The sequence below is a fragment of the Chitinimonas arctica genome (genome assembly GCF_007431345.1).
Taxonomy (GTDB): domain Bacteria; phylum Pseudomonadota; class Gammaproteobacteria; order Burkholderiales; family Chitinimonadaceae; genus Chitinimonas; species Chitinimonas arctica.
Genome location: NZ_CP041730.1, coordinates 4,437,583 through 4,457,599, shown reverse-complemented (window position 1 = coordinate 4,457,599; position 20,017 = coordinate 4,437,583). Strand labels below are relative to the sequence as shown.

At 59.0% G+C, this 20,017-nt stretch carries 14 protein-coding genes, 2 tRNA genes and 3 rRNA genes; 7 read left to right on the top strand and 12 right to left on the bottom strand.

All coding sequences use genetic code 11. The features are described from left to right. The first annotated feature begins 82 nt into the window (after positions 1 to 82). Together FNU76_RS20390 and FNU76_RS20385 are read left to right on the top strand one after the other, a co-directional pair. Positions 83 to 319: a type II toxin-antitoxin system Phd/YefM family antitoxin gene (locus tag FNU76_RS20390; RefSeq protein ID WP_144279905.1), complete on the top strand. Its 237-nt coding sequence runs from the start codon at positions 83 to 85 to the stop codon at positions 317 to 319. Beyond that, on the top strand, positions 320 to 742 hold the full coding sequence (locus FNU76_RS20385) for a type II toxin-antitoxin system VapC family toxin (protein ID WP_144279904.1): 423 nt from the start codon (positions 320 to 322) through the stop codon (positions 740 to 742). 100 nt (positions 743 to 842) lie between these two features. Here the strand turns inward: FNU76_RS20385 and rrf are convergent. The 7 genes from rrf to FNU76_RS24195 all read right to left on the bottom strand — a co-directional run bounded on the left by rrf (position 843) and on the right by FNU76_RS24195 (position 7,809). Then, positions 843 to 956 (bottom strand): 5S ribosomal RNA (rrf, locus tag FNU76_RS20380). Between the two features lie 148 nt (positions 957 to 1,104). Next, positions 1,105 to 3,989 (bottom strand): 23S ribosomal RNA (locus tag FNU76_RS20375). A gap of 252 nt (positions 3,990 to 4,241) precedes the next feature. Further along, a tRNA-Ala gene (locus FNU76_RS20370) sits at positions 4,242 to 4,317 on the bottom strand. Positions 4,318 to 4,326: 9 nt separating this feature from the next. Beyond that, positions 4,327 to 4,403 (bottom strand) — tRNA-Ile (locus FNU76_RS20365). A gap of 103 nt (positions 4,404 to 4,506) precedes the next feature. After that, positions 4,507 to 6,042 (bottom strand): 16S ribosomal RNA (locus FNU76_RS20360). The 16S, 23S and 5S rRNA genes sit together here with 2 tRNA genes alongside, the layout of an rRNA operon. 440 nt (positions 6,043 to 6,482) lie before the next feature. Next, positions 6,483 to 7,541, bottom strand: coding sequence for a SagB family peptide dehydrogenase (locus tag FNU76_RS20355; protein WP_179958218.1), 1,059 nt, complete (start codon positions 7,539 to 7,541; stop codon positions 6,483 to 6,485). 118 nt (positions 7,542 to 7,659) lie between these two features. Continuing rightward, the gene (locus FNU76_RS24195) at positions 7,660 to 7,809 is read right to left on the bottom strand and encodes a hypothetical protein (RefSeq protein ID WP_179958217.1); all 150 of its coding nucleotides are present in this window, start codon (positions 7,807 to 7,809) and stop codon (positions 7,660 to 7,662) included. A 516-nt stretch (positions 7,810 to 8,325) separates the two neighbouring features. Here FNU76_RS24195 and FNU76_RS20350 point away from each other — a divergent pair. Continuing rightward, entirely contained in the window at positions 8,326 to 11,508 is a 3,183-nt protein-coding gene (locus FNU76_RS20350) for a hybrid sensor histidine kinase/response regulator (RefSeq protein WP_179958216.1), read from the top strand. Here FNU76_RS20350 and FNU76_RS20345 read toward each other — a convergent pair. After that, a complete protein-coding gene (locus FNU76_RS20345; protein WP_179958215.1) occupies positions 11,505 to 12,758 on the bottom strand; it encodes a glycoside hydrolase family 5 protein in 1,254 nt (417 codons plus the stop codon). The genes FNU76_RS20350 and FNU76_RS20345 overlap by 4 nt on opposite strands. Before the next feature lie 170 nt (positions 12,759 to 12,928). Between FNU76_RS20345 and FNU76_RS20340 the strand changes: the two genes are divergently transcribed. The 3 genes from FNU76_RS20340 (at position 12,929) to FNU76_RS20330 (ending at position 15,727) form a co-directional block, all read left to right on the top strand. Next, positions 12,929 to 13,612 carry an energy transducer TonB gene (locus FNU76_RS20340; protein ID WP_144279901.1) on the top strand — a complete coding sequence of 228 codons (684 nt, stop codon included), beginning with the start codon at positions 12,929 to 12,931 and terminating at the stop codon, positions 13,610 to 13,612. 115 nt (positions 13,613 to 13,727) lie between these two features. Then, positions 13,728 to 15,395 (top strand): M28 family peptidase, encoded by a 1,668-nt coding sequence (locus FNU76_RS20335; protein ID WP_144279900.1) that lies wholly within the window; start codon positions 13,728 to 13,730, stop codon positions 15,393 to 15,395. A gap of 71 nt (positions 15,396 to 15,466) precedes the next feature. Further along, positions 15,467 to 15,727 (top strand): hypothetical protein, encoded by a 261-nt coding sequence (locus FNU76_RS20330; protein WP_223879113.1) that lies wholly within the window; start codon positions 15,467 to 15,469, stop codon positions 15,725 to 15,727. Here the strand turns inward: FNU76_RS20330 and FNU76_RS20325 are convergent. After that, complete coding sequence (locus FNU76_RS20325; protein ID WP_144279899.1) at positions 15,724 to 16,725, bottom strand: nucleoid-associated protein; 1,002 nt, start codon at positions 16,723 to 16,725, stop codon at positions 15,724 to 15,726. The genes FNU76_RS20330 and FNU76_RS20325 overlap by 4 nt on opposite strands. A gap of 149 nt (positions 16,726 to 16,874) precedes the next feature. Here FNU76_RS20325 and FNU76_RS20320 point away from each other — a divergent pair, with 149 nt between their 5' ends. Continuing rightward, on the top strand, positions 16,875 to 17,348 hold the full coding sequence (locus FNU76_RS20320; protein WP_144279898.1) for a hypothetical protein: 474 nt from the start codon (positions 16,875 to 16,877) through the stop codon (positions 17,346 to 17,348). Here FNU76_RS20320 and FNU76_RS20315 read toward each other — a convergent pair. Genes FNU76_RS20315 through tssA form a run of 3 tightly spaced genes read right to left on the bottom strand, consistent with a single transcriptional unit; the run spans position 17,317 to position 20,004 of the window. Beyond that, a complete protein-coding gene (locus FNU76_RS20315; RefSeq protein WP_144279897.1) occupies positions 17,317 to 18,408 on the bottom strand; it encodes a GNAT family N-acetyltransferase in 1,092 nt (363 codons plus the stop codon). The two genes, FNU76_RS20320 and FNU76_RS20315, sit on opposite strands and share 32 nt — an antisense overlap. Next, positions 18,377 to 18,811 carry a hypothetical protein gene (locus FNU76_RS20310; protein WP_144279896.1) on the bottom strand — a complete coding sequence of 145 codons (435 nt, stop codon included), beginning with the start codon at positions 18,809 to 18,811 and terminating at the stop codon, positions 18,377 to 18,379. The genes FNU76_RS20315 and FNU76_RS20310 overlap by 32 nt, the downstream gene beginning before the upstream one ends. A 53-nt stretch (positions 18,812 to 18,864) precedes the next feature. Beyond that, positions 18,865 to 20,004, bottom strand: coding sequence for a type VI secretion system protein TssA (tssA, locus tag FNU76_RS20305; protein ID WP_179958214.1), 1,140 nt, complete (start codon positions 20,002 to 20,004; stop codon positions 18,865 to 18,867). Positions 20,005 to 20,017: the final 13 nt, after the last annotated feature.

Here is a 20,017-nt window from a genome sequence, read left to right as displayed (position 1 = left end):
TGCATACGGAGTTGGGTAGGATGGCTCCTGCCTTTTCCTCCTGCTACCATGAAAAGACCATCTAGATAGTCACAAAGCCAACATGCATACCTTTAAGTTAGCGGACGCCAAAGCGCATCTTAGCCACTTGATCGAACTAGTCGAGGCGGGCGAGGAGGTGACGATTACCAAGCGCGGCCGTGCCGTTGTCCGCTTGGTTGCCAGCCTCCCGCCACGGCAGCAACTACCGAGCCTAGCCGAGTTTCGCGCCAAACTGCCCCAGCAAAGCCAACCGGCCGGCGACTTCATGCGCATCGTTCGTGAAGGTGACCGTTACTAAATGCGATACGTCGATACGAGCGTCTTGCTTGCCTATCTAACACCAGAAGCTGGAAGTCTTGCTGCCGAGACATTCATGGTAAGTTCTGGTGAACCGCTAGCTATAAGCAGCTGGACTGAGGTCGAACTTCTGTCCGCGCTTGGCGTCAAGATTCGTACCCGGCAATTGAGCAAAGTTTCTGCGCATGACGTAGTCGATACCTATAGCCGCATCGTTTCTCCGCATCTACACAGAATCGATGTGGATGATGCCGATCATCGTCAGGCGGTCATCTTGCTCGAGGGCTGGAGAACAACGCTTCGTGCCAGCGATGGGCTGCATCTGGCGATTGCCGCGGCTCATGAGGCAACAGTGTTTACGTTTGACCGAGGCATGGCCTCTGCCGGTGCGATGCTAGGCATTCCTGTTCAATTACTCGCTTAGAAGCGCAGAATCTTCTTTCGGATAAATAACCATTTTTATTTTTAAGTGCCGCCCAAAGCAAAAACCCCGAACTCAACGAGTTCGGGGTTTTCTATGGGGAGCCTGGCGGTGACCTACTTTCACACGGGTAGTCCGCACTATCATCGGCGCAACGTCGTTTCACGGTCCTGTTCGAGATGGGAAGGCGTGGGTCCAACGCGCTATTGCCGCCAAGCAAAACTGGGGCGAACAATGTGTTTGCACATCGTTCTAGCATTTCTGTGGCTCGCTTCGCACTTAAGCGTCGCAAACCATTCGATAGAAGAAGTAATCTTTTGGGTTGGTTGTACCCGCAAACCCGATGCTCAGGCATCTTGGGTTATAGGATCAAGCCTCACGGGCAATTAGTATCAGTTAGCTTAACGCATTACTGCGCTTCCACACCTGACCTATCAACGTCCTGGTCTTGAACGACCCTTCAGAGGAATCAAGTTCCTAGGGAAGTCTCATCTTAAGGCAAGTTTCCCGCTTAGATGCTTTCAGCGGTTATCTCTTCCGAACTTAGCTACCCGGCGATACGACTGGCGTCATAACCGGTACACCAGAGGTTCGTCCACTCCGGTCCTCTCGTACTAGGAGCAGCCCCCTTCAAACTTCCAACGCCCACTGCAGATAGGGACCAAACTGTCTCACGACGTTTTAAACCCAGCTCACGTACCACTTTAAATGGCGAACAGCCATACCCTTGGGACCGGCTACAGCCCCAGGATGTGATGAGCCGACATCGAGGTGCCAAACTCCCCCGTCGATGTGAACTCTTGGGAGGAATCAGCCTGTTATCCCCGGCGTACCTTTTATCCGTTGAGCGATGGCCCTTCCATACAGAACCACCGGATCACTATGTCCTGCTTTCGCACCTGCTCGACTTGTCAGTCTCGCAGTCAAGCATCCTTATGCCATTGCACTATCAGTACGATTTCCGACCGTACCTAGGATACCTTCGAGCTCCTCCGTTACACTTTGGGAGGAGACCGCCCCAGTCAAACTGCCTACCATGCACGGTCCCCGATCCCGATTAGGGACCTAGGTTAGAACCTCAAACACACCAGGCTGGTATTTCAACGTCGGCTCCACGAGAACTAGCGTCCCCGCTTCAAAGCCTCCCAGCTATCCTACACAAGTCTGTTCAAAGTCCAATGCAAAGCTACAGTAAAGGTGCACGGGGTCTTTCCGTCTAGCAGCGGGGAGATTGCATCTTCACAAACATTTCAACTTCGCTGAGTCTCGGGTGGAGACAGTGTGGCCATCGTTACGCCATTCGTGCGGGTCGGAACTTACCCGACAAGGAATTTCGCTACCTTAGGACCGTTATAGTTACGGCCGCCGTTTACCGGGGCTTCGATCAAGAGCTTGCACCCCATCAATTAACCTTCCGGCACCGGGCAGGCGTCACACCGTATACGTCCACTTTCGTGTTGGCACAGTGCTGTGTTTTTAATAAACAGTCGCAGCCACCTTTTCACTGCAACCCCATCGTGCTTCGCGAGCAAGTCGCTACACACTACCGGGGCACACCTTCTCCCGAAGTTACGGTGTCAATTTGCCGAGTTCCTTCACCCGAGTTCTCTCAAGCACCTTAGAATTCTCATCCTACCCACCTGTGTCGGTTTGCGGTACGGTCTTATTGCAACTGAAGCTTAGCGGCTTTTCCTGGAAGCAGAGCATCAACCACTTCGCGAATAAATTCGCTCGTCATCACGCCTCAGCTAATCTCTCCGGATTTGCCTAGAGAGTACGCCTACACGCTTAAACCGGGACATCCAACACCCGGCTGGCCTAGCTTTCTCCGTCCCCGCATCGCATTGCAATAAGGTACGGTAATATTAAACCGTTTCCCATCGACTACGCATTTCTGCCTCGCCTTAGGGGCCGACTCACCCTGCGCCGATGAACGTTGCGCAGGAAACCTTGGGTTTTCGGTGACAAGGAATTTCACCCTGTTTATCGCTACTCATGTCAGCATTCGCACTTCCGATATCTCCAGCAGCCTTCACAAGCCACCTTCACAGACCTACGGAACGCTCCTCTACCATATGTACAAAGTACATATCCCTAGCTTCGGTTATCAGTTTGAGCCCCGTTACATCTTCCGCGCAGGACGACTCGACCAGTGAGCTATTACGCTTTCTTTAAATGATGGCTGCTTCTAAGCCAACATCCTGGCTGTCTATGCCTTCCCACTTCGTTTTCCACTTAACTGATCATTTGGGACCTTAGCTGAGGGTCTGGGTTGTTTCCCTTTCGACACCGGACGTTAGCACCCGATGTCTGTCTCCCATGCTCGCACTTGACGGTATTCGGAGTTTGCCATGGTTTGGTAAGTCTCGATGACCCCCTAGCCATAACAGTGCTCTACCCCCGTCAGTGATACATGAGGCACTACCTAAATAGTTTTCGAGGAGAACCAGCTATTTCCAAGTTTGTTTAGCCTTTCACCCCTATCCACAGCTCATCCCCTAGTTTTGCAACACTAGTGGGTTCGGTCCTCCAGTGCGTGTTACCGCACCTTCAACCTGGCCATGGATAGATCACTTGGTTTCGGGTCTACACCCAGCAACTGAACGCCCTATTCGGACTCGCTTTCGCTACGCCTCCCCTACTCGGTTAAGCTCGCTACTGAATGTAAGTCGCTGACCCATTATACAAAAGGTACGCAGTCACGGAACAAGTCCGCTCCCACTGTTTGTATGCATCCGGTTTCAGGATCTATTTCACTCCCCTCCCGGGGTTCTTTTCGCCTTTCCCTCACGGTACTGGTTCACTATCGGTCGATGATGAGTATTTAGCCTTGGAGGATGGTCCCCCCATCTTCAGACAGGATTTCTCGTGTCCCGCCCTACTTGTCGTACGCTTAGTACCACCCAGTGCTTTTCGTATACGGGGCTATCACCCACTATGGCCGGACTTTCCATTCCGTTCTACTAAGCATTGAATTATCACGTACAGGCTCTTCCGCGTTCGCTCGCCACTACTTACGGAATCTCGGTTGATTTCTTTTCCTTCGGCTACTTAGATGTTTCAGTTCGCCGAGTTCGCCTCCACAGCCCTATGTATTCAGGCTGGGATACCCTTGCGGGTGGGTTTCCCCATTCGGACATCTCCGGATCAAAGCTCAATTGCCAGCTCCCCGAAGCTTTTCGCAGGCTTACACGTCCTTCATCGCCTATCATCGCCAAGGCATCCACCAGATGCACTTATTCGCTTGATCCTATAACCAAAAATGCCTGGTTATCGGTCTTTTGCGTTTGCCCGGATCCATGCGACTAGTCATGAATCCAGTTTCGATACAATCAACCCATTGCAGTTCTTTACTAGAACTACATTGATTACTTCTTCTATCTTGTTAAAGAGCAAAGTACAGATTGGCTAAAGAAGCCAAGCAACAAGAAACTCAAACCCTCCTCTACCTACCCAGGATGCTCGAATTCGCTGTTGTTTGTTTCCTTACCTTCAAAAAGAATGGTGGAGGTTGACGGGATCGAACCGACGACCCCCTGCTTGCAAAGCAGGTGCTCTCCCAGCTGAGCTAAACCCCCTATAACGACTGGTGGGTCAGATAGGAATCGAACCTATGACCCCCGCCTTATCAAGACGGTGCTCTAACCGACTGAGCTACTGACCCAGCTTTCTCTTTGAAGTCTCTGTCCGGTTCCCCGAACAGCACTCCGTACTTCTCAACACACAACCGATAAGTGTAGACACTTGGCCTGTCGGCCTTTCTCTAGAAAGGAGGTGATCCAGCCGCAGGTTCCCCTACGGCTACCTTGTTACGACTTCACCCCAGTCATGAACCCTACCGTGGTAACCGGCCTCCCGAAGGTTAGCCTAGCAACTTCTGGTAGAACCCACTCCCATGGTGTGACGGGCGGTGTGTACAAGGCCCGGGAACGTATTCACCGCGACATGCTGATCCGCGATTACTAGCGATTCCGACTTCATGTAGTCGAGTTGCAGACTACAATCCGGACTACGATCGGCTTTCTGAGATTGGCACCCCCTCGCGGGTTAGCGACCCTCTGTACCGACCATTGTATGACGTGTGAAGCCCTACCCATAAGGGCCATGAGGACTTGACGTCATCCCCACCTTCCTCCGGTTTGTCACCGGCAGTCTCCTTAAAGTGCTCAACTGAATGGTAGCAACTAAGGACAAGGGTTGCGCTCGTTGCGGGACTTAACCCAACATCTCACGACACGAGCTGACGACAGCCATGCAGCACCTGTGTTAACGCTCCCTTTCGGGCACCCTCACGTCTCTGCGAGGTTCGTTACATGTCAAGGGTAGGTAAGGTTTTTCGCGTTGCATCGAATTAATCCACATCATCCACCGCTTGTGCGGGCCCCCGTCAATTCCTTTGAGTTTTAATCTTGCGATCGTACTCCCCAGGCGGTCTACTTCACGCGTTAGCTGCGTTACTAAAGCATTGCTGCTCCAACAACTAGTAGACATCGTTTAGGGCGTGGACTACCAGGGTATCTAATCCTGTTTGCTCCCCACGCTTTCGTGCATGAGTGTCAGTGTTAACCCAGGGGGTTGCCTTCGCCATTGGTGTTCCTCCGCATCTCTACGCATTTCACTGCTACACGCGGAATTCCACCCCCCTCTGCCACACTCTAGCCGTGCAGTCCCAAATGCAGTTCCCAGGTTAAGCCCGGGGATTTCACATCTGGCTTGCACAACCACCTGCGCACCCTTTACGCCCAGTAATTCCGATTAACGCTTGGACCCTACGTATTACCGCGGCTGCTGGCACGTAGTTAGCCGGTCCTTATTCTTCCGGTACTCTCATCCCCACCTAGTATTAGCAGGCAGGATTTGCTCCCGGACAAAAGAGCTTTACAACCCGAAGGCCTTCTTCACTCACGCGGCATGGCTGGATCAGACTTTCGTCCATTGTCCAAAATTCCCCACTGCTGCCTCCCGTAGGAGTCTGGGCCGTGTCTCAGTCCCAGTGTGGCGGATCATCCTCTCAGACCCGCTACGGATCGTTGCCTTGGTGAGCCTTTACCCCACCAACTAGCTAATCCGACATCGGCCGCTCGTATAGCGCGAGGTCTTGCGAGCCCCCGCTTTCATCCGTAGATCGTATGCGGTATTAGCTATCCTTTCGGATAGTTATCCCCCACTACACGGTACGTTCCGATGCATTACTCACCCGTTCGCCACTAACTTGAGGAGCAAGCCCCTCAAATCCGTTCGACTTGCATGTGTAAAGCATGCCGCCAGCGTTCAATCTGAGCCAGGATCAAACTCTTGAGTTCAATCTCTGTTTTTGAAACAAAACTGGCATTGCTTGATTCAACAGCCTAAGCCGTCAAATCTCGTAAGCCTTTAGCCTAAAGCCAAGTGCCTACGCTTATCGGTTGTATCTTGTTAAAGAGCGTTTGCTTGTTCAGACTAACTTGGCTAACATCGAGTGTTTCGCTTCGTTTATTTGTCTGCGTCAGCAGCAGGAGGCGAACTATACGGTTAGCCGCACCGTGCGTCAACACCCTTCTGCAAAATTCTTTAGTCTCTCCTTTAGTCTTCGATTGCACTTCAAGAAATACAAAGACTTAGCAAAAACACCATCCTATGCAAACCGCCAGCGCTTCGCGGAACAGTCGCGCACCTTTTGTAATTGGGACGCTGGTAAGCCGCAAATGCGCTTCGGGCCGGTCGAGGCGGCGTTACAAATCTATCTAATATATGTGGCGCCCACTTATGCCGCATTCGTCCTGCGGTGCCCTACGCCGGTCACGTACATGGCCGACTCGTTGACGCCGTCGATACCAAGGTCGTGCTCGATCAACGTGTCCTTCAACGCCGCCGTGCCGAACGGCGCCAGGCCCAAGGCCGTTGCCAGCAGGCAGAAGGTCTGGCCCAGATGGCCGGTATCGAGCAGTACCACCCGGTAGGCGCGGGGCTTGTGATACTTCCACATGGTGCGGGGAAACATCGCCGTCATCAGGAAAAGCGCGGCGGCATCGCCCACGTAGCGCTGGTCCGCACAATAGCTGGCCGCCCGCTCGGGACTGACTTGGCCGTTTACCAGGGACAAGGTATGGTCCACCGGATGGTAGTGGTAGATGCCGGGGGCCAGCCCTTCGACGCGCAATGCCATCAGATACACCTCGCCAGGATGCCGCGCCCCGCCCGATGGACTGGTCTTGAGCGGCAGCTTGCCGAAGGTCGGGGTATCGATATAGCCCTTGACGCCCCATACCATGGAGAGCAGCTGGGCAATGTCGGCCAAGGCCACCGCTTGGGCGGAGAATTTGCGGTGGGTCCGCCGCCGCAACAAGACCTCGCCGAAATCCTGCAAAGGCATGGCCGGCGTGGGCAAGGCAATGGCGGTGGCGCCGGCGATGGACTTGAAAAATGGTGGCGGCGGGGTAATGGGAAGACTGGATTGCTTCAATTCCGGCGGGGAGTCGCGATGAACATAGGCGGCATCCTTGGATGAAAAGTGGAAGCTGGCTTCGGGCAGCCAGGGCGCCCAGTCCCGGCCGATCGCCTGGTCCTGCAGCGCGGCCGGTGTCGCTTCTGCAATCAACAGCCCGCCATCGAGCAGTTCCGCGACCGCGCCGGCGATGCTGGCGGCGGAGTAACCGTCGAAAAATGCTGCCGCAGCCTCGGTGGTTTGCCAATCGTTGAAAAAATTCAGTATCTCCATGGTGACGAAACTGGCCTGCACCGTGGAACGTTGGGCATAGTTATGAAAAACCAGTTGCTCATCCTGCCAATAGACGACAAGTGTCCCTGCTCTTTTGAACCGCATGATTCCGCCTCCGGGATTATTGATATTTTTAACTATTCGCATTCCCATTTTCAATAGTAAAACAGCCCGCTGAATCAGCGAGCTGCTTGAATCACACTACTATCCGGATCAGTGGATATCAGTTGGCGTCGATATCATGCGAATGCGATGCCATCGCTTCCTTATTGGACTTGACGATCTTCAGCTGAAGATCGGGCTTTTGTTGCGTAGCGGTCTTCAGTGCAACTTCCAAGAGTTCGGTTTCCATAAGAGCTTGCATGTTTTCCATGATGCCTCCGGAGTAGTGAGCGTAGAGTTGCGGATCCCACCGGCTTAGTGCCGTGCGAGTGATTTCAGTATTAAGGGACTGAAAAAAATATGCAATGCCCTGGAAGCCCCTGGCAGCAAGGCAAGCCGGAGATATGGCCAAAAGCTGTAGTAGGAATGGCTAATACACGCCATTTGCGGGGCAATGACCGTTCATCGGATTGTGCAGGAAATCCTGCCCGCACTCGCCGAAGTGTGCGAACGACTACTCGAAAAGCCGGCGCGCTATCGCCGTGCTGACTAACATGGCTTTGACAGTCGCCGCATCGCTGACGGGCGCCAGCAGTGGATTTCTTCGTATTTCTCTTCCAAGTAGGCTATTCCCAAGAAATACAGCCCAGCCATCGGACCGGCCCAAGCCGGTCGGGCCGCAATACCGACAGGTAAGCGAAAACAAAGAAATCAACTCATGCGGGGATTGCAAGTCCATATTTCGGCTAGCCGCGCCCTAAGGTTCGCGGTAGTCCTATGCTGTTGGTTGCTGTCGACTCACAGCTATGCCGTACCGTTGCCGATCGATTATGCCTGTGGGCAGGCTCCCCTCTTTCTGAACGGCACTCCCCGTCATACCGCCTGGATAGCGGCACCCCAAGGGCGTCTGCTGGTTTTACCGGAATCCACCTGTTGGGTACGCATCCGGGACAAGCTGCCAAACCCGCCCGGCGAGGACCTCAGCGCCCTATCCGTCTACAACGCCAAGTCCAATATGGTGTTGTTCGACGCGCACGGTCGCCAATTGGCCGCCGCCATGCGCACCGGCGACAATCACAAGGCGGTCACCATCGGCAACCTGGTGAGCTTTGCCACGGCCTTTGCCTCTCCCCTGCCCCTATATGTCCGGATCGAACTGGTACCCGATACGATCTACCCCACCTATGTGCGCTTTCATCAGGAAGATGTGATTGCCGCGACCAAGCGGGCGCAGCGCGAGCAGGGGCAAGACATGGTGGCGGTGCTGTTCCTGATCGCCATCGCGGCCTTCACCACTTGCCTGGGTTTGGCCCTAAGGCAGCAGGATCACCTGCTGGTCAGTGTCTGGGCGCTGTCGCAGGCCTGCTATTTCGTCGTCTCGCGCGGCGCCTACTCGGCCTTCGACTATTGGCCGGCGGTACTTTGGATGCATTCCTACTCCAATTTCGCCAGTGGTTCCTTGACGGCCATTTTGTCCATCCGAATCGGCTACTTCAACCGCCACAGTCCTTGGCGCAGCCGGGTACTGGTGGGATTCGCCTTGCTGTTTCCCTTGCTGGCGCTCCACACCTTCCTGTCGCCGCCGGAAGAGCGGTCGCAACTGTTGGCCTGGTCGGAATCGCTACTATTCCCGCTGGAAGTCATTGCCTTATCGGCGGCATGGACCGGCTGGCGGCGGGATGCGCCGGGTTGTGCCTTGCTGCTGTTCTCCATCCTGCCCCAGGCCGCTTTCCACTTCCTGCTCATGCTGATGAACCTGTCACAGCAGGGCATGGGTTCGCTCTTGCCCGACTTCGCGGCGCCAGGTAGCTGGTTTGCCCAATTGCAGAGCATGTGGCTGCCGCTGATGTTCTTCCTCAGCCTGCTCTTGGCCAGCAAACAGCTGATGGAAAACCTGCAGTCTTCCGAACGCCTGCTGGAGGAGCGGGTCGCGCGGCGGACCCAGGAGCTGAGCGAAGCAAATGCGCAGTTGCGTGCCCATGAACAGGCGCTCAGCCGGGCAACCCGGATCGCCGAAAATGCCTCGCGCCTGAAAAGCGAATTCCTGGCCAATATGAGCCACGAGATCCGTACGCCGATGAATGCCGTCATCGGTATGGCCTATCTGGCCCTCAAGACAGACTTGAGCAGTAAGCAGCGCGACTACGTCAGCAAGATCTACAAGGCCGGCAATCTGTTGCTGGCGGTGATCAACGATGTGCTCGACTTCACCAAGATCGAGGCCGACAAGCTGGAAATCGAGCATATCGAGTTCACCCTCGATGAAGTCCTTGCCCACGTCGCCGGCATGACCAGCCAGAAGGCGCAGGACAAGCAGCTTGAGTACCTGTTCCAGGTACCCGCCGATATCCCCCGCCATCTCGTGGGCGATCCGCTCCGGCTGGGCCAGGTTTTGATCAACCTCACCAACAATGCCATCAAGTTCACCGAGCACGGCCATATCTGCCTGGCTTGCAAACGGGTAACGCAGGACGCCGACAGGATCAGGCTGGAATTCAGCGTGCGCGACTCCGGCATAGGCATGACCCGGGAGCAGGCGGCCCAGCTATTCCAGCCCTTTACGCAGGCCGATGGCTCGACCACGCGCAAATACGGCGGCACCGGCCTGGGGCTGACCATCAGCAAACGGCTGGTCAATATGATGGACGGCGAAATCGGTATGGAGAGCGAACCCGGTCGCGGCTCCGTCTTCCATTTCACCGCCAGCTTCGGCACGGTCAGCGAAGTTGCCCCGCTGCAAGGAATGGCCGCGCTAAGCAAACTGCGGGCACTGGTGATAGACGACAGTGTGATCGCCTGCGAAGTCCTGGCCCTGATACTGCAGGACATGGGTATGGAAACCGATATGCTGAGCCGCGAAACGGAAGCGCTAGCCAAGATCAAGCTGGCTGACCGTGGCAGACCCTACGATCTGGTGTTCTGCGATTGGAAAATGCCGGTCCTGGATGGCATGGAAGTGGCCGCCAGCCTGCGGATGGCCGGCTTGCGCCAACCCCCGAAATTTATCCTGGTGACGGCCTTCGGCGGCGAGGAAGTCCGCCACCAGACCGGCGCAACCGCTATCGACGGCTTCCTGGTGAAGCCCATCATGCAGTCCAGCCTGCTGAGCGTGTTACTGCCGCTATTCGAATCAAGCCGCCCCGCCAGCCTGCCGATTTTGCCGCAAAGCAGCGCCGTGCGCTGGCAAGGTTGCCGCGTCCTGCTGGCGGAGGACAATGAAATCAACCAGCAGATCGCTATCGAATTCCTACAGCTGGAAGGCTTCCAGGTGGATGTAGCCACCAACGGCAAGGAAGCCCTGGCGAACCTGCAGGCGCAGCCGGCCGGTTATTACCAGTTGGTATTGATGGATATCCAGATGCCTGAAATGGATGGCCACGAAGCCACCCAGCTTATCCGTGGCATGCCGCAGCACGCGCAGCTCCCCATCATCGCACTGACCGCTCATGCGATGTTGGAGGAGCGCGAGCGCTGCCTGCGCGAAGGCATGTTGGATTGCATTACCAAGCCGCTGGAGCCGGAACAGATGTTCCGCATCATCGCGCAGTGGCTTCCGCCGGTCGATACAACGCGCGCCGGCACGACGGTAGAAAGTGCGGCAGCGGCAGGGGCGGAACCGGAGTCCGTCATGCTGCTGGAAGGCTTCGATACGGTGGCCGCCTTGCACCGCATGGGCGGCCGGCTGGGATTCTATTACCGGATGCTGGCCAAGATCCCGAGCACCCTGGGCGACACGCCGGCCAAATTGCACGATGCACTCTCCCGCCAGGACAGGACCACCGCCGAACGGCTGGCGCATACGACCGTCGGCGTGGCCGCCAATGTCGGCGCGGTTGAGTTGGAAGCGGTCGCGCGCAAGCTGGAATATGCGCTGCACGAGGGCAGTGAGGACGAGGTGCTGTTGCAGGATTTCGATCATTGCCTGGCACGGGCCTTGGCGCAGGTCGAAGGACATTTCAAAACCGTCTAGGGCGCAGGAACGGCAGGTATGTTCCGCGACAAGCGCTTGCGAATGGGCTCGAATTGCGGTGTCGCGCTGCGCTTGACCGGGTCGGGCAGGCCTTTTTCCATCGCCTCCCAATACTGCCAAGGCACATTGCTGCCGCCCAGCTCGTAATCCATGGCGTCCCAGCTGTCTTCGCGAAAGCTGTAGAAGGCCCAGTGGGTCTTTTCGCGATCAAGTACCGCCAATACATCCTCGAGGTAAGTCTTGCAGCCGGCAAGTTTGCGGATGCAGCCGAATTCGCCTGCCACCATTCGGCTGGGCGGCACCCCTTTCGCCCTGGCCCAGTCGAACACCGGCTGCAGATAGGCGGCGACGCGTTTACCGTCCCAATACTCGGGGGGCTGACCGTCCGCGAACGGCACCTTGCCCGGATAGCGGTAGGGCTTGGCCCGCTTCAGGTTCGGTCCGCTGGTGGCGGCATAGGGCTCGTACATATGAAAGCTGTACAGCACCTTGTCGTCGGGTAGCCGTGCCGGCCAATAGCTGAAGGCGTCCGCCGCGCCATACCAGCCGGCATCGACCATGACGGGGGTCGCCGGATCGACTGAGCGGATGGCGTCGATAACTTGTTGATAGAAGGCGGGCAAGTCGCGCGCGCCGCCCCGATGGGCCTGGTACCACGCCTGCATTGCCGCCGGCTTGCCGTGCTCCACCAGGCCGGCCTGCTTCTCGGGGGCCGGCTCGTTGACCAGGTTGTAGGCAGCGACCGCCGGATGCGCTTTCAATTCCTCGGCCAGATCACGCCAGAAGGCGACCGCCGCCGGCCAGTGCTTGCGGTCCTGCCAGAGGCGGCCGTCGAACTTGCCGCCATTGTTCTGCGACCAGCGCATATAGGGCAGCGACAGCGGCGCGATAACGACCTTGAGACCGGCCCGGTGGGCACGATCGAGTGCCGCCTTTAGCGTTCGCAGATCGTCCTGGGCAAGGCCGGCGTAATGATCGGCATCCCCCAACAGGAAATCGCGTTGTTCCGGCCGCCATTTGTCGTAGGCCAGGCGGACCCAATCGGCGCCATAGCCGCCAAGTGCATCGAAATAGACCTGGTCGGGCGGCAATCGGTTAAAGCTATTCCCGCCGCGCCGAGGCTGGTCCCAAAAGGTGATCAGGTCGGCCGCGAGCGCATTGCCCATCGTTGCCAGGGCCAGGCCGGCGGCCAGCAAGGCGCGGCGCCAGGGCGCGCCAGGCGCATGCGGGTAAGGAATCGTATCGTTCATGGAGTCTGCTTCTTTTCAGGCGGCCTGGATACTCGCCGGGACGCTTGGGCGCGGCATGCGCCTGGAAGTTCCCGTTCAGCCCCTTTCCGCCGCGTCTCCATTATTACCTTTCCGCCACCGCGTCGAAGCAAGCTATACCTAATTAGAAAGTGGCAGGCCGGCAGGAGCGCATGATGGATTTCGCACGCGAGGCAGATAAACCGTTCAAGCGTTTTTCCGGTTTGCTGATCGCCGTGCTGATCCATGCCGCGGCCATCCATGCCCTATTCAATGGCCTGGCCAAGCGCGCCGCCGAAGTGTTGCTGCTGCCCATCGAGACACGCATCATCGAAGCGCCCAAGCCACCGCCGCCGCCGGTTGAGGAAATCTTGCTGCCTACGCCGGCCTTGCGTACCCCGCCGCCGCCCGCTTACGTACCGCCGCCTGAAATCCGCGCGAATCCACCGCCGGTCACTACGGCCATTACCACCGTGACCACGGTCAAACCCGACACCCCGGCGCCGCCCCCTGCCCCACCCGCGCCGCCGGCGCCGGTAGTGGTCGCCGCCCCCGTGGCGCCGGTAGTGCCTGTCAGCACCAAGGTAGGCGTGGTCTGTTCGAATTTCGATGCCATCAAGGTCGGCTTGGGCGATAAGTTCTCTACCCTGGCCGATGAGGAAGGGATACAGACGGCCGAGGTCACCGTCCTGCTCAATCTGGCGGCGGATGGCCAGGTGGAGAGCGTCACGATCAAGGCCAGCACCCATCCGGCGGCCGCCAGCCTGGCGCGTGGCGCCGCCCGGCGATTGCAGTGTATCGGCCAGGGCCGGCCGATACAGTTGCTGGTGCCGTTTTCGTTTCGGTTGCAGGATTGAGCCAGGTATTCGAAAAACAGAAGGCGCGTCGGCCTCACCATGCCGGGTCGCGGTATTTCCACTATGGTAAGCGGTGGTCTGAAGTTCTCTCCGCTCACTTCCCCTGGAATGCCCTATGCGATCATCCCACCGTCTGCCCTGGCAGCTTGCCCTCGCCTGTGCCGTCCTTCCACTAATTGCCCAGGCGCTGCCCAGTGCCGGCAAGATCAGCCCGGCCCGGCTGCTGGCCCATACCACCGTACTCAGTTCCGACGCCTTCGAAGGTCGCGCGCCAGGCAGCGCAGGTGAAATCGCGACGGTGCGATACCTGACCGATCAATTCAAGGCCCTGGGCCTGCAACCTGGCAATCCGGACGGCAGCTACGTGCAGAAGGTGCCCTTGCTGGGCATCAGCAGCCAGCCGGCGCTGACTTTTGGCGGCTGTGCCGCCGGCCTCAGGCTGCAAACACCCGCCGACTTCGTCGCCACCTCCAGCCTGGCGCGCGAGCAGGTGGCGGTTGCCGATTCGCCGCTGGTTTTTGTCGGCTATGGCATCCAGGCGCCGGAATACGGCTGGGACGATTACAAAGGTGTGGATGTACGCGGCAAGATCCTGCTGATGCTGGTGGGCGATCCGCCCCTGCCCGATCCGGCCGATCCCGGCAAGCTCGACGAGCACATGTTCAGGGGACGGGCCATGACCTATTACGGCCGCTGGACATACAAATTCGAGATCGCCGCCGCCAAAGGCGCGGCCGGCGCCATCATCGTGCATGAGACCGGCCCGGCCGGTTATGGCTTCCCGGTGGTGGTCAGCAGCTGGTACAAGGAAAATTTCACCCTGCGGACGAACGACGGCAACAGCGGCAATGTACCGGTGCAATCCTGGCTGCAGCGGGAATCCGCACAGGCGCTTTTCAAAGCCTGCGGGGAGGATTTCGACGAGCTGAAGCAGGCGGCCCTGCGGCGCGACTTCAAACCGCTGGAACTGGCCGGCAGCGCTGCCTTCAAGCTGGATCAGATCCTGCGGCCCATCGACTCGCAGAATGTGGTGGCCAGGCTGGAGGGCGCCGATCCGCACCGCAAGCGCGACTGGCTGATCTATAGCGCGCATTGGGATCACCTGGGACGCCAGGGCGACCAGATCTACCATGGGGCCGCCGACAATGCCGCCGGCGTGGCCAGCCTGCTGGAAATCGCCCGCGCGTTCAAACAGGACGCCAAGGCCGGTCGCGGGCCGGCACGCAGCGTATTGTTCCTGGCAACCACCGCCGAAGAGAGCGGCCTGCTCGGGGCCCGTCACTACGTCCGGCAACCGCTCTATCCGCTGGCCCGCACGGTGGCCAATATCAATATCGACGGCATCAACAACTTCGGTCCTACCCGCGATATCACCCTGGTCGGCGCCGGCCAATCGGATTTGGAAGCGCGCTTGAGCCAGGCAGCCGCCAAGCAGGGACGCCGAGTCGTGGCAGAAGCCAGGCCCGAAACCGGTAGCTATTTCCGTGGCGACCACTTCGAATTCGCCCGCGTCGGCATTCCGGTCCTGAATACCAGCAGCGGCAACGATTTCCAGGGCCGTTCGGCTCAGTTCGCCAAGCAAAAGTTCGACGAGTACGTTGCCAACGATTATCACAAACCCAGCGACGTCATCAAACCGGACTGGAACCTGGCCGGTGGGGCGCAGGACATGGCCTTGCTCTATCTGCTCGGCCGTGGCCTGGCGAACGGCAATAACTGGCCCCGCTTTGCGAGCGGATCGGAGTTCAGGCCGCAGCAGGATAGTTTGCTGAAAGCGCGTTGAGCGAATCCGCCGTGGGCATGCCATGTGCCGCTACAATGCGGGCTTGGCATGCCTGACGGATCAGATCGAAAATGACGTACGAAGAATACCTGGATGAAGTAACAACCTTGATCGTCGAGCTTTACGAGCTGTCGGACGATGCAGCCATCAAGCTGGTGGTGCGCGCCCAGAGCGAGGGCTACTTTATCGAACACGACGATGTCGCCGCCATGCGTACGCAGTCGCGCGCCAAACTGGATGCCAAGACCCTGTTCGAAAAGCATAAGCCGGCGGCGTCGACTAAGCCCAAAACCGCGGCCAAGCCGGTAAAGCCAGCCAAACCCAAACGTTAGCCTTCCAATAGGGCCTTTTTAAGGTGTTCGGGCACATTCGACAGCACCAGGGTATCGGCATGCTTGTCATAGATCACCGCGCCGGAACGTAAGCTGCTACGGTCGAATTCCAGTTTCCATTGCGGCGCGTTGGCCTTGAAGCGCACCAGCGGCTTGATCGCCCGGCGGTCCGGCACGAAACCGGTGGACAGCGCCAGACTCTCGTCGTTGAGCGCCGCCTCCAGCCGCTCGGGCGCTTCCGGCCAGACCTGGCGGGCAACGGCGTCGATACTGAGCGGCTGACCTTCGCCGCCCAACTCGTCCAGGTAGCCATGGGCGCGCTGCAACAGTTGGTCGCGCACTTCCGGCGGCAGTTGCTGCCGTTCGGCAAACTGACCCAGGCCCTGAACCAGTTTCTGGGTCTCTTTCAGGGCGATCACCACATCATTGCAGCCGAGAAACAGCTTGAAGTAGTTGGCCACCTCTCCCCGGCCTTTGAGGAAGCTGATATAGCGTTCGGCGCCATGTTGCCAGGCTGTCAGATCGACCCGGCCGGCCACCCGCAGATTGCCCATGTCCAGGTGCAGGCTGTCGACGATATCGAGGCCATTGGTAATCGCGGTACCCACCACCTCGGTGATCAAGGCCACCATCAGGCAGTCCGCCGCACCGTTGTGCACGCGGGCGAACAGCACGAAGCCGCCGCTGGCCAGCTGCTCCTGTTCCGCCCGAACCTGGAGATGCTGCACCATCAATTGCGCCAGGGTGGCGAAATCGATGCTCTGTTCGATCACATGCTGGCGGATAAAGCGCGGCATGGGGAAGTTGTCTTCGTCGTCTTCGAACTTGCCGTAGCCCTTGCCCAGCCGCTCGGCGTAATAGTGGCATAGATAATCGATCAGCCGCTGCGCCGAGGCGGTCACCGGCATGGTGCCGGCACGTAGTTCGACGCTGGCCGGACCGTGCTGGTCCTTGATCAGTTTATGAACGACAAGATCGGAGATGGTGTGCTGGAGCATGGGCGGACGACGCGGGCAGGAAGGGAACAGGCGGCATTGTCCCATGCCACGGGGTCGTCAGGTGGGGGATACGGTCCTGCCTGGCAGTCTCCTTGCCTTGTACGGCCATCCGTACCAAACTGGTCTATCCCCCCGGCCTGGAGCCTGTCATGCCCCTGCCCTTCCAGCTTGGCTTGCGCCAGCATCGCCATATGGTGGGGCTGATAAGGAGCGATCACGGCGGTCGCGTCCGCAATGTGCTGGGCATGGCCTATTCGGCCGATATGAACCCTCGCCACCATATCCTGGAGCAATGGGGCATGGACCAAGCCTCGCCGCGCCGCGCGATGGCGGCCACGGTGGACCAGCCCCTTCCCCGCCGCCATCAGGTGGCGTTGTCCGCCCGCCTGAACGAAGACCTGCGGCACAGCTTGCGCAGCGGTTTCGTCGCCCAGGCGGTGGGCCGCCATGAACAGGTGTCCGGGGTAAAGGGGCGGATACACCTGGGGCCGCAACATCCCGTGCTGACGGCCGGGCTGGAACCGCTGGGCGGCCCGCAGCGAGGGGCAAGGTCCGGGATAGCCGATACCGGCCCTCACTCTCTCCGTGCCACTAAGGGCAAGCCATCTCCCGGTAAGGCTTGATCGGCCGCAAGGGTTGGCCCAGCACACGACAGAGTGCGCGCAATTCGGGCCAGCCGGCGCCGTGGGCAGGGCTCGCATAGAACAGCAGCTGGTCATCCGCCCCCCGCAAGCGAGGCCGCGCCAGCGGCAGGAAGCCGGCCCGCTCCAGGGTACGGCGTGAGCGGATATTGTTCGGATAGATCGATGTGTACAGCGCCACGATGCCTTCAGCGCGTGCCTGCTCCAGCAACATCGCCAGGGCCGCCCCGGCATAGCCTCGGCCCTGGTGGTCGCAACCCACCCAGAAACTGACAAAGGCATGGCCGGCTTGATCGTGGTTGTAGCTGAAGACGCCGACCAGGCCATGCTCACTGTGCAGCACGGCGAAGTCGCGCTGTCCGGCCTCCACGTCCTTGATCCAGTTTTCCACCTCGGCGATCTCCGCCATGGCCGGCATATCGGCCATGGCGGAGATCGCCGGGTCGCGGAACTGCCATAGAAATGCCGCCGAGTGGTCAGGATGCAGCGTTTCAAGACGCAGCCAACCCGTATGGACCGCACGCGGCTGCACAGCCAGGGCTGCCTGGGCGGCATGGCGCGGCAACAGTTGTGCGTATAAGGCTGCCACGCCGGCATGGTCGGCTTGCAGCTGCCGCGCCCGCAGCAGGCAGTCCATGGCCTGCGCCAGGCGACCGCAGGCCGCTTCGGCCACGGCCATGCCATATAGCCAGTCCGGCATTTCGTCGAACTCCGCCATGGCCAGTTGCAAGGCTAGTCGCAGCAGGCCCCAGTCCTCGATCAGCCAGGCCAGGTCGGCCAGTCGTAGCGCCAGGTGGGCATGCTCCTCGCCGGTCGGCAGCTTCGCCCAGGTCTGCCTCAATGCCTCGCGCCAATCCGCCAGCAGTTCGACACTCCAGCCGTCGACTTGTCGGCCGAGATCGGCCGGCAAGGCAGCCAGCAAACGCGGATCGTAATCGGCCAAGGCCAGCAGGCTCGCCAATTGCCCGGGCGAGGCCAAGGCCGCTACGGCCAGCAGGGGCGGCGGCAGGCTATTTGCCGATATTGGTGAAATGTTTGCCATTGGAGGTGAATTTCATGCTGTTGCCCTGCCTGGGATTGACTTTTCCGCCGCTGACATCGAACACGCTTTCCACCGGCAGGCTCAATCCATTGCCCTGCGGTTGGGCGGTACTCGGATTGGTCATATCGACAAACCCTACCGTGTTGGTCTTCACCGGGTTGCGTAGCAGGGAGGCTTGCAGGGAGGCGCTATGCTGCTGAACTGGGGACAACGGCTCGTGCGAGGTGACGATATGTTTGTTGACCGCACTTAGTGGCAGCCCCAGCTGTTGCGCTTCGGCGGAGGTAGACTCGAGCAAGCTGACGGCACCGTTGTTGTCGACGCTGGCGCGGTAGCCGCGCCGCCCGGTAAAGGAGAAAGTGCTCAGGTTGGCCACTGATCTTGCATTTGCATATCTTCTCATGCGCGTTTCTCCCATTGATTTTCCATGGCCGGCTGGTCCACTGTCGCCACGGCCTATTTCTGCTCGGTTTCCAATCCCAGCAATTCGAATACATTCAGCTGCCCGCCCGATTTAAGGAAAAGTTCGTGGTACAGCTCGGCGGTGTTCATATTTCCCCACTCCACCGCGCGCATGACCAGATAGGGCACCGGGCTATGGGGCTCCAAGCTGGCCAGGTAGTCGGCGATCACCGCCAGCTGCTGGTATGCCTCGGCACGGTTGCGGAGGGGGCCGCCCGGCGCTGCGCCGCCGCCACCACCACCATCACCGCTGCCGCTTTCCGCGCCGGCTGCTGCCGAGATGATGTCGGCGGCCGGTTTCTCGTCTCGCCGCGTGGCGCCCAGGCGCACGCCACGCTTGTATAGCTCGCCGGCGGTAAGCGCCTGGATCTGTTCAAGCAGACCGGCCAGCCCGTTCAGGCTGGGGGCTTCTTCTCCCCACAGCCGGTCCAGGCTGGCGGCCAATGCCTCGATGCCTTCCAGCGCATCGACCAGCAGACGATATTGCGCACCATGGGCCTCGGTGGGGGTGGCCGACATGGCCGCCTGGAACTCCTGCACCGTCACGCCTTCGATTTCGTGCTGCCCATGCCGGCCCTTGGCGCGGATCTGCTCATTGCGCTTGGCCTGTTCGTAGTCGGCCCAGCCATACTCGCGCGAACCGCGTCCGCTGCTGCTGATGGGCAGCAGCCGTATCTGCGGCAACAGCTTTTCGTTGACCCAGCGCAGGATATTCGCGCGGTATTCCTGGTCGCCCTCATCGATCCGGGGATAGAGGGTGTCCCAGTAGCGTTCGCACAGCGACTGCATCAGCAGCATGCCGGCCGGAATGGCTTCGAAGCCGGCAATGGCGATTTGCGCTTCCAGCAGCCAGGCAGCCAGTTGCAGATCCTTGCTCTTGCTGACCAGTGCATGCGCGGCCAGGTCGCTGACCTTGTCCCAATCGGCCTGCTTCAGCTCGTAGGCCCAGGCACCCAGCGGCAGGCTGGCATCATCTTCGCGGCGGGCTTCGCGGATGGCGGTGTAGACGCCATTGCCGCGGACCGACTTGCCGCTGGGACGTTCGCTGTCTATGGGCAGCAGCAGCTCTTCCAGCGGAATGCCAAGCCGGCGCTGGAAGAATTGCTGCGCTTGCTGAAGAAGTTCGGGACGCATGGGTTCCATCCTG

Coding starts and splice junctions, on each gene's coding strand:
- FNU76_RS20390 (WP_144279905.1), top strand. CDS start 83: ATGCATACCTTTAAGTTAGCGGACGCCAAAGCGCATCTTAGCCACTTG.
- FNU76_RS20385 (WP_144279904.1), top strand. CDS start 320: ATGCGATACGTCGATACGAGCGTCTTGCTTGCCTATCTAACACCAGAA.
- FNU76_RS20355 (WP_179958218.1), bottom strand. CDS start 7,541: ATGCGGTTCAAAAGAGCAGGGACACTTGTCGTCTATTGGCAGGATGAG.
- FNU76_RS24195 (WP_179958217.1), bottom strand. CDS start 7,809: ATGGAAAACATGCAAGCTCTTATGGAAACCGAACTCTTGGAAGTTGCA.
- FNU76_RS20345 (WP_179958215.1), bottom strand. CDS start 12,758: ATGAACGATACGATTCCTTACCCGCATGCGCCTGGCGCGCCCTGGCGC.
- FNU76_RS20340 (WP_144279901.1), top strand. CDS start 12,929: ATGATGGATTTCGCACGCGAGGCAGATAAACCGTTCAAGCGTTTTTCC.
- FNU76_RS20335 (WP_144279900.1), top strand. CDS start 13,728: ATGCGATCATCCCACCGTCTGCCCTGGCAGCTTGCCCTCGCCTGTGCC.
- FNU76_RS20330 (WP_223879113.1), top strand. CDS start 15,467: ATGACGTACGAAGAATACCTGGATGAAGTAACAACCTTGATCGTCGAG.
- FNU76_RS20325 (WP_144279899.1), bottom strand. CDS start 16,725: ATGCTCCAGCACACCATCTCCGATCTTGTCGTTCATAAACTGATCAAG.
- FNU76_RS20320 (WP_144279898.1), top strand. CDS start 16,875: ATGCCCCTGCCCTTCCAGCTTGGCTTGCGCCAGCATCGCCATATGGTG.
- FNU76_RS20315 (WP_144279897.1), bottom strand. CDS start 18,408: ATGGCAAACATTTCACCAATATCGGCAAATAGCCTGCCGCCGCCCCTG.
- FNU76_RS20310 (WP_144279896.1), bottom strand. CDS start 18,811: ATGAGAAGATATGCAAATGCAAGATCAGTGGCCAACCTGAGCACTTTC.
- tssA (WP_179958214.1), bottom strand. CDS start 20,004: ATGCGTCCCGAACTTCTTCAGCAAGCGCAGCAATTCTTCCAGCGCCGG.